This window comes from Thiogranum sp. (assembly GCF_058323355.1).
Map to the genome: position 1 here is coordinate 37,079 of NZ_JBTTIO010000028.1, position 8,020 is coordinate 45,098.

At 60.4% G+C, this 8,020-nt stretch carries 9 protein-coding genes; all 9 read left to right on the plus strand.

From position 1 onward, the window contains the following. Positions 1 to 31: 31 nt before the first annotated feature. On the plus strand, positions 32 to 661 hold the full coding sequence (locus ACW81B_RS04720; protein ID WP_491579060.1) for a phosphoribosylanthranilate isomerase: 630 nt from the start codon (positions 32 to 34) through the stop codon (positions 659 to 661). Then, positions 642 to 1,856: a tryptophan synthase subunit beta gene (trpB, locus tag ACW81B_RS04725; protein ID WP_491579061.1), complete on the plus strand. Its 1,215-nt coding sequence runs from the start codon at positions 642 to 644 to the stop codon at positions 1,854 to 1,856. Before ACW81B_RS04720 ends, trpB begins: the two co-directional genes overlap by 20 nt. Then, positions 1,853 to 2,671 carry a tryptophan synthase subunit alpha gene (trpA, locus tag ACW81B_RS04730; protein WP_491579062.1) on the plus strand — a complete coding sequence of 273 codons (819 nt, stop codon included), beginning with the start codon at positions 1,853 to 1,855 and terminating at the stop codon, positions 2,669 to 2,671. The genes trpB and trpA overlap by 4 nt, the downstream gene beginning before the upstream one ends. 15 nt (positions 2,672 to 2,686) lie before the next feature. After that, positions 2,687 to 3,550: an acetyl-CoA carboxylase, carboxyltransferase subunit beta gene (accD, locus tag ACW81B_RS04735; protein WP_491579063.1), complete on the plus strand. Its 864-nt coding sequence runs from the start codon at positions 2,687 to 2,689 to the stop codon at positions 3,548 to 3,550. Between the two features lie 8 nt (positions 3,551 to 3,558). Next, complete coding sequence (gene folC, locus ACW81B_RS04740; RefSeq protein WP_491579064.1) at positions 3,559 to 4,833, plus strand: bifunctional tetrahydrofolate synthase/dihydrofolate synthase; 1,275 nt, start codon at positions 3,559 to 3,561, stop codon at positions 4,831 to 4,833. A 13-nt stretch (positions 4,834 to 4,846) separates the two neighbouring features. Further along, positions 4,847 to 5,464 carry an SPOR domain-containing protein gene (locus ACW81B_RS04745; RefSeq protein ID WP_491579065.1) on the plus strand — a complete coding sequence of 206 codons (618 nt, stop codon included), beginning with the start codon at positions 4,847 to 4,849 and terminating at the stop codon, positions 5,462 to 5,464. A gap of 93 nt (positions 5,465 to 5,557) precedes the next feature. After that, positions 5,558 to 6,049, plus strand: coding sequence for a CvpA family protein (locus ACW81B_RS04750; protein ID WP_491579066.1), 492 nt, complete (start codon positions 5,558 to 5,560; stop codon positions 6,047 to 6,049). A gap of 15 nt (positions 6,050 to 6,064) precedes the next feature. Continuing rightward, positions 6,065 to 7,576 (plus strand): amidophosphoribosyltransferase, encoded by a 1,512-nt coding sequence (gene purF, locus ACW81B_RS04755; RefSeq protein WP_491579067.1) that lies wholly within the window; start codon positions 6,065 to 6,067, stop codon positions 7,574 to 7,576. A gap of 214 nt (positions 7,577 to 7,790) precedes the next feature. Then, on the plus strand, positions 7,791 to 8,020 hold a 230-nt coding region (locus ACW81B_RS04760), incomplete at its 3' end, for a response regulator transcription factor (protein WP_491579068.1).

Sequence of the window (8,020 nt, forward strand, 5' to 3'; positions counted from 1 at the left end):
GCGCCTTGTTGCGCCGTGCCGGATGAAGCTCATGCGAACCCGTGTCAAAATCTGTGGGATTACCCGAGTGGAAGACGGACGTGCGGCTGCGCAGGCCGGCGCTGACGCCATCGGGCTGGTGTTTTATGACCGCAGTCCACGTTATGTGACGGCGCAGCAGGCGGCGCAAATCTGCGCGGGTCTGCCGCCGTTTGTCAGTGTGGTGGGGTTGTTTGTCGATGCGCCGCGCGTGCAGGTCGAAGGGGTGCTTGAACAGGTGCCGCTCGACCTGCTGCAGTTCCACGGCGCGGAAAGCGCCGACCAGTGCGAAGGATTCAGCCGGCCCTACATCAAGGCCGTCGGTATGAAGGAAGGTGTCGATGTGGCTGGCGTGGTTCAGGCTCACCCGCAGGCAAGCGGGTTCCTGTTCGACGCCTGGCAGCCGGACACCCACGGTGGCGGCGGGGTGGCGTTCGACTGGACGCGCATGCCGGCCATCGGCGACCGGCCGGCGATCCTGGCCGGTGGCCTGACGCCCGACAATGTCGAGCAGGCGGTACGCCAGACCCGGCCCTGGGCCGTCGATGTCAGCACTGGTGTCGAGCAGGACAGGGGCATCAAGTCTGCAGAGAAGATTGAAGCATTTATACGAGGTGTAGTACGTGGCGACACAATGCAGTGATTTATCCGGGTTGCCGGATGCCGACGGGCATTTCGGACCCTATGGCGGAAAGTTTGTCGCCGAGACATTGATGGGGCCACTGGAGGAGCTCCGGCAGGCCTACGAAACGTTCTGTGTCGATGCCGATTTTCTGCGCGAGCTGGACGAGGACCTGGCGCACTTTGTCGGTCGCCCGTCGCCGCTCTACCATGCCGAGCGCTGGAGCAGACAGCTTGGTGGTGCGCAGATTTATCTCAAGCGCGAAGACCTGAACCACACCGGCGCGCACAAGGTGAACAACACGATTGGCCAGGCGCTGCTGGCAAAACGTATGGGCAAGAAACGTATCATTGCCGAGACCGGCGCCGGTCAGCACGGCGTGGCGACGGCGACCGTGGCGGCACGTTTCGGTATGCAGTGTGTGGTGTACATGGGCGCGGAAGATATCCAGCGCCAGGCCATCAACGTCTACCGCATGCGTTTGCTGGGCGCTGAAGTGGTGTCGGTTGAATCCGGTTCAAAAACCCTCAAGGACGCGCTTAACGAAGCCATGCGTGACTGGGTCACCCACGTCGATGACACCTTCTACATCATCGGTACCGTGGCCGGCCCGCACCCCTACCCGGCGATGGTGCGCGACTTCCAGACGATCATCGGTCGCGAGGCGCGCGCGCAGATGCAGGAGCGGGTCGGTCGCCTGCCCGATGCACTGATTGCCTGCGTGGGAGGCGGCTCCAATGCCATAGGCCTGTTCTATCCTTTCCTTGAAGACAGGGACGTGGCCATGTACGGCGTGGAAGGCGGTGGTGATGGTATTGAGAGTGGTCGTCATGCCGCGCCGCTGTGTGCCGGCAGCCCCGGCGTGCTGCACGGCAACCGTACCTACCTGATGGAAGACGCCGACGGGCAGATCATTGAAACCCATTCCGTCTCGGCCGGGCTGGATTATCCGGGCGTCGGCCCCGAGCATGCCTGGTTGAAGGATTGTGGCCGTGCGCAATATGTCGCCGCCACCGACCAGCAGGCGCTGGATGCGTTCCACGATCTGACGCGCACCGAAGGCATCATTCCGGCGCTGGAGTCCAGTCATGCGCTGGCCTACGCGAAGCAACTGGCGCCAACGCTCGACAAGGACAGGATACTGCTGGTGAACCTGTCCGGGCGTGGCGACAAGGACATTCACACCGTGGCCGGGCTGGAAGGGATCAGGGTATGAGCCGTATCGCTACCCGTTTCGATGCCTTGCGTAGTCACGGCCGCAAGGCGCTGATTCCCTACATTACCGCCGGCGACCCGCAACCGGACGTGGTCGTGCCACTGATGCATGCGCTGGTGAAAGCCGGCGCCGACCTGCTGGAACTGGGTGTGCCGTTCTCCGACCCGATGGCCGATGGCCCGGTGATCCAGGCCGCCTGTGAGCGGGCACTGAAGCACCATGTCAGTTTGAGAAACGTGCTGGATATGGTGCGTGAATTCCGCCAGACCGATAACGATACGCCGGTGATTCTGATGGGGTATCTCAACCCGATCGAGGTGATGGGCTATGAAGCCTTCGCGACGGCCGCGCAGGATGCCGGCGTGGACGGTGCCCTGACGGTGGACCTGCCGCCGGAAGAGGGTTGTGAGCTGGTGGCCGCCCTCAAGTCGCACGATATCGATCCCATTTTTCTTGCCGCGCCGACCAGTAGCGATGAGCGCATCCAGTTGATGGCGAAAAATGGCAGTGGTTTCCTTTATTATGTCTCCTTCAAGGGCGTGACCGGCGCGAACCGGCTGGATGTGCAGTCGGTGCAGGACAAGCTGACACAGATTCGCGCCAACACGGAATTACCGGTCGGCGTGGGTTTCGGTATCCGTGATGCCGAGTCTGCCGCGCGGGTCGCCGCTGTTGCCGACGCTGTGGTGGTGGGTAGTGCACTGGTCAACCGCATCGCCGCGCTGGCAGACGAGCCGGAACGGATTGCCGCCGAAGCACCGCAGGTGATTGCCGACATGCGCGCCGCGATGGACGCGAATGACTTAAAGCTGTAATACAGGTACAGACAAATGAGCTGGTTTGAAAAACTGATGCCGTCGCGCATCAGAACCGAGAACAAGGATAAACGTACCGTGCCGGAGGGCCTGTGGTCCAAGTGCCCGGCCTGTGACGCCGTGTTGTACCGCGCCGAACTGGAACGCAACCAGGACGTCTGCCCCAAGTGCGACCAGCACATGCGCATTGGCGCACGACGGCGCCTCGACCTGTTTCTCGACCCGGAACCGCGCGAGGAAATCGGTGCCGAAGTGCTACCGGCCGACCCGCTGAAATTCCGTGACAGCAAGAAATACATCGACCGCCTGAAAGCCGCACAGAAAGCTACCGGTGAAACCGATGCGCTGGTAGCCATGCGCGGTCAGGTCGAGGGTATTCCGCTGGTGGCGGCCGCTTTCGAGTTCGGTTTCATGGGCGGCTCCATGGGGTCGGTGGTCGGTGAACGTTTTGTGCGTGCCGCCAACAGCAGCCTGGACCACAATATCCCGTTGGTATGCTTTTCCGCCAGCGGCGGGGCGCGCATGCAGGAAGCGCTGTTCTCGCTGATGCAAATGGCCAAGACCAGCGCCGCACTGGGCCGCCTGTCGCGTGCCGGTATTCCGTTTATCTCTGTTTTGACTGATCCGACCATGGGTGGCGTGTCCGCCAGTCTTGCCATGCTGGGCGATATCAATATTGCCGAGCCGAAAGCCCTGATCGGTTTCGCCGGTCCGCGCGTGATCGAACAAACAGTACGCGAAACCCTGCCGGAGGGTTTTCAGCGCAGTGAGTTCCTGCTCGAACATGGCACCGTGGACCTGATCGTCGACCGTCGCGAAATGCGTGAGCGGGTCGCCTCGATACTGTCGATCCTCACACACCACGCGCCTATCAATTAACCGGTTCTGTGTCCCGCTTTAATACCCTGTCCGACTGGTTGACCTGGCAGGAGACCCTGCACCCGTCTGCCATCGACCTGGGCCTGGAACGTGTGGCCAGCGTAGCCCGCAAGCTCGATTGCCTGCAGCCTGCACCGGTTGTCATTACCGTCGCCGGCACCAATGGCAAGGGATCGACGATTGCGATTCTGGAAGCCATTCTGAGCCGTGCAGGCTACCGTATCGGCTGTTACACCTCGCCCCACCTGTTCCACTACAACGAACGCCTGCGTATCAACGGCGAAGTGGTTGATGATCGGTGCTGGTGCGATGCTTTTGCACGCATTGATGTGCTGCGCAGCAAAACATCCCTGACCTATTTTGAGTTCGGTACGCTGGCCGCGCTGGATATCATGCAGCGCGACACGCTGGATGTGGTATTGCTGGAAGTCGGCCTGGGCGGTCGGCTGGATGCGGTAAATATCATCGATGCCGATGTGGCCATTTTAACAACGATTGGACTGGATCACACCGAATGGCTGGGTGATACACGTGAGGCCATTGGTGCCGAGAAAGCCGGTATTTTCCGCGCTGGCCGGCCGGCGATATGCGGCGATGCCTTCCCGCCGGAGACTGTGCTGGAAACAGCGGCTGCCGTTGGCGCGGACCTGCAGGTGATCGGTCGGGATTTTCACGTGCGCCACAGGGGTAAACGCTGGCACTGGCAGGGTATCAGCAGTCACTACCAGGATTTGCCCTGGCCGGCCCTGCCGGGGGTGCACCAGCTGGCGAATGCCGCTGCTGCGCTGGCGGCACTCGACAGCCTGCATGAACGACTCCCTGTTACCGAGTCGGCCGTGGCCGGCGGTCTCAAATGGGTGGCTTTACCCGGTCGCGTACAGCTGTTGCCGGGCAGGGTAGATCAGGTGCTGGATGTGTCCCATAATGCCGAGGCCGCGCTGGCGCTGGTGGATGCGCTGCGACATCGCCCGATTCCCGGCGCAACACACGCAGTAATCGGTATGATGCGCGACAAGGATATCGCAGCTTTCGTCGACGCGTTGCACGGCCAGGTGGATCACTGGTACCCGGTGGGCCTGGGTGAGCAACGTGCTGCGTCAGCCGCGCAACTGGCAGAGCAGCTGCAGCAACTACCGGAACTCGGGCCGGTGAGTGTCTGCCAGTCAGTCGCCGAAGCGCGGCAAGCATTGACGAGCCAGGTGCAAACGGGAGACCGGGTGCTGGTGTGCGGCTCGTTTTACACCGTGGCGGAATGGTCCGCACTCGGTACGGATTTTAAATAACAGGGCAACCGGGATGGACGTTCTCTTGAAGCAAAGACTGGCAGGCGCCATTGTACTGGTGGCACTGGGCGTGATTTTCATTCCCATGTTGCTGGAAGGCCCGAACCGGACACTGGTGCCGGAAATGGATGAAATGCCGGTGCCGGAGACGCTGGCGCCGGAGTTGCCGCTGGAGCCATTCCCGCCGGTCCGCGAACCACAGCCGGCCGCGCGGGCCGTGGTGACAGAACCCACCGGTGCCCGTGCCGCCGGGGCCACGCCTCCGGCAGCGTCCGGGCAGCCGGCCACGGAAGCGCAGGTGGAAACAAAACCCGCCGGGGAAACAAAGCCTGCGCCGACACCGGCAAACGTCGTCCCGGTAAAACCGGTTGACAAAATCACCACGAAACCCGTTAGCGGCAGCTGGGTCGTGCAGGTGGTCAGCCTGTCGAATAAAGGTAATGCGCTGGCGCTGCGGGACAAGCTGCGCAAGGGCGGTTTTGCGACCCAGGTTGAAGCAGTGCGGGTAGACGGCAAGACGCGTTACCGGGTGCGTGTCGGCCCATTCCTGGAGCGGGACGAGGCGGAGCGGATCAGAAAGCAGATCGCCGGGCGTTTTGACCAGAATGGCCGGGTTTTGTCGTACCCGTAATTAATCGTTCGCCTTCGCTGTCGTGCTTCGAGTAAAATAGCGCCACTACATCATCGGCCTGAGGGGCGGCGGAAAACACATGCAGGTTCTGGCTTGATCTGGGTCGACTACTTCATTCTTGCGATTATCACGATTTCCGCGCTGCTGAGTTTGTGGCGCGGGTTTTTCAAGGAAGCCTTGTCGCTGGTGACCTGGGTAGCGGCGCTGTGGGTCGCGATGCTGTTCTTTGGCGACTTCAGCGGTTACCTGTCGCAGTGGATCGAGACCCCGTCGGTACGCCGCTGGGTGGCTTTTGCCGTGTTATTTGTGGCGACTGTCATTGCCGGCGGTGTGGTGAATTTCCTGGTCGGCAAACTGGTGGAGAAAACCGGGCTGAGCGCGACCGACCGGGCGTTGGGCGTGATATTTGGCGTGGCGCGAGGTGCCGTGATTGTCTCGGTACTGGTGATGCTGGCGGGGCTGACTTCGGTACCGCAGGACCCCTGGTGGCGTGAGTCATTGCTGCTGGTGCATTTTCAGGACATGGCGATGTGGCTGCGCAGTTTTCTGCCGGCGGGTATCGCTGAAAACATTCAATTCGGGTAAGAGAAGGTCGGGCTTGTGTGTGGCATAGTCGGTATTGTTTCAAATGGTGTGGTCAATCAGTCGATTTATGATGCGTTGACCATTCTGCAGCATCGCGGGCAGGACGCTGCCGGCATCATGACCTGCGAAGGCAGCCAGCTGTACCTGCGCAAGAATAACGGACTGGTGCGCGATGTGTTCCATACCCGTCACATGCTGCGGCTGCGGGGTAAAATGGGCATAGGTCATGTGCGCTATCCTACGGCGGGTTGCGAGAGTTCGGCCGAGGCCCAGCCTTTCTATGTCAATTCCCCCTACGGCATCTCGCTGGCGCACAACGGCAACCTGGTTAACGCCGAGGCGCTGAAAAAGAACCTGTTCCTCGAAGACCTGCGCCATATCAACACCGACTCCGATTCCGAAGTGCTGCTCAATGTGTTTGCGCACGAGTTGCAGCGGCGTGGCAAGCTGCGCATCAATGCCGATGATGTATTTGCAGCCGTCTCCGGCGTACACCAGCGCTGCGAGGGCGCCTACGCGGCGGTGGCGATGATTACCGGTTTCGGCGTGGTGGCATTCCGCGACCCGAACGGTGTCAGGCCACTGGTGTACGGGCGGCGTAAAAATGCTGATGGCTACGATTACATGGCAGCGTCCGAAAGCGTGGCACTCGATTCACTGGGCTTTGAACTGATTGATGACGTACGTCCGGGTGAAGCGGTATTTCTCGGTTACGATGGCAGCATCGTCACACGCCAGTGCGCCGAACAGCCGGGTTATGCGCCGTGCATTTTCGAACATGTCTACCTTGCCCGTCCCGACTCTATTATTGACAATGTGTCGGTTTACAAGGCGCGCCTGCGCATGGGCGAGGCACTGGCGGAAAAGATCGTACGGGAGCGACCGCAGCACGATATCGACGTGGTGATCCCGATCCCGGACACCAGCCGCACAGCGGCACTGCAACTGGCCAACACACTGGGTATCAAGTACCGCGAAGGGTTCATCAAGAATCGCTATATCGGCCGAACCTTTATCATGCCCGGCCAGCAACAGCGCAAGAAATCGGTGCGCCAGAAGCTCAATGCCATCGACCTGGAGTTCCGCGACAAGAATGTGATGCTGGTGGATGACTCCATTGTGCGCGGCACGACATCCCAGCAGATTATCCAGATGGCGCGCGATGCCGGCGCCAGGAATGTCTATTTCGCCTCGGCTGCGCCGCCGGTGCGTTATCCCAACGTATACGGTATCGACATGCCGACCAAGGACGAGTTGATTGCGCATGGCCGCAGCGTGGAACAGGTGGCCGGGGAAATCGGCGCCGACTGGCTGGTGTTCCAGGACCTCGAAGACCTGATCGAGGCCGTGCGCAAGGGCAACCCCGATATCCACGAGTTTGACTGTTCTGTCTTTACCGGTGAATACGTCACGGCTGGCGTGGATGAAGCCTACCTCGACCACATCGAACAGCTGCGTTGCGATGCGGCCAAGCAGGACCGTCGGCTGGCCGACCACGAGGTCATCGAGTTGCATAATAACGCTTGACACCAGGCTATCCAGCCTCGTCGACGTTGCGCCGATTTGAATTCAGCGTGCGACGTGAGTCGTTCAGGCAGTTAGCCTGGGGGCTTGTCGGATTTGGTCCCTGCATTCCTATAGAACAGGCTTGCCGCGCCAGGCATGAAAATGGATGATGCCTGATGTGGCGGATCATGGCAGAATCTATCGAATACCTATACGCCGAAAAAAGCGCGATTAAATGATGAAGATACTCATTATTGACGACCATTCGCTATTCCGTGAAGGATTGTCGCATGTTCTTAATGCCCTGGATGAGCAAATCACGATTCTTGAAGCATCAAACCATGCGCATGCCTTGCAACATGTATCACAGAATCGCGACCTGGATCTGGTGTTACTCGACCTGAATATGCCGGACAAGGATGGTTTCGCCGTTTTAACGGCCATTAGTGAGGAGTTTCCGGCCAT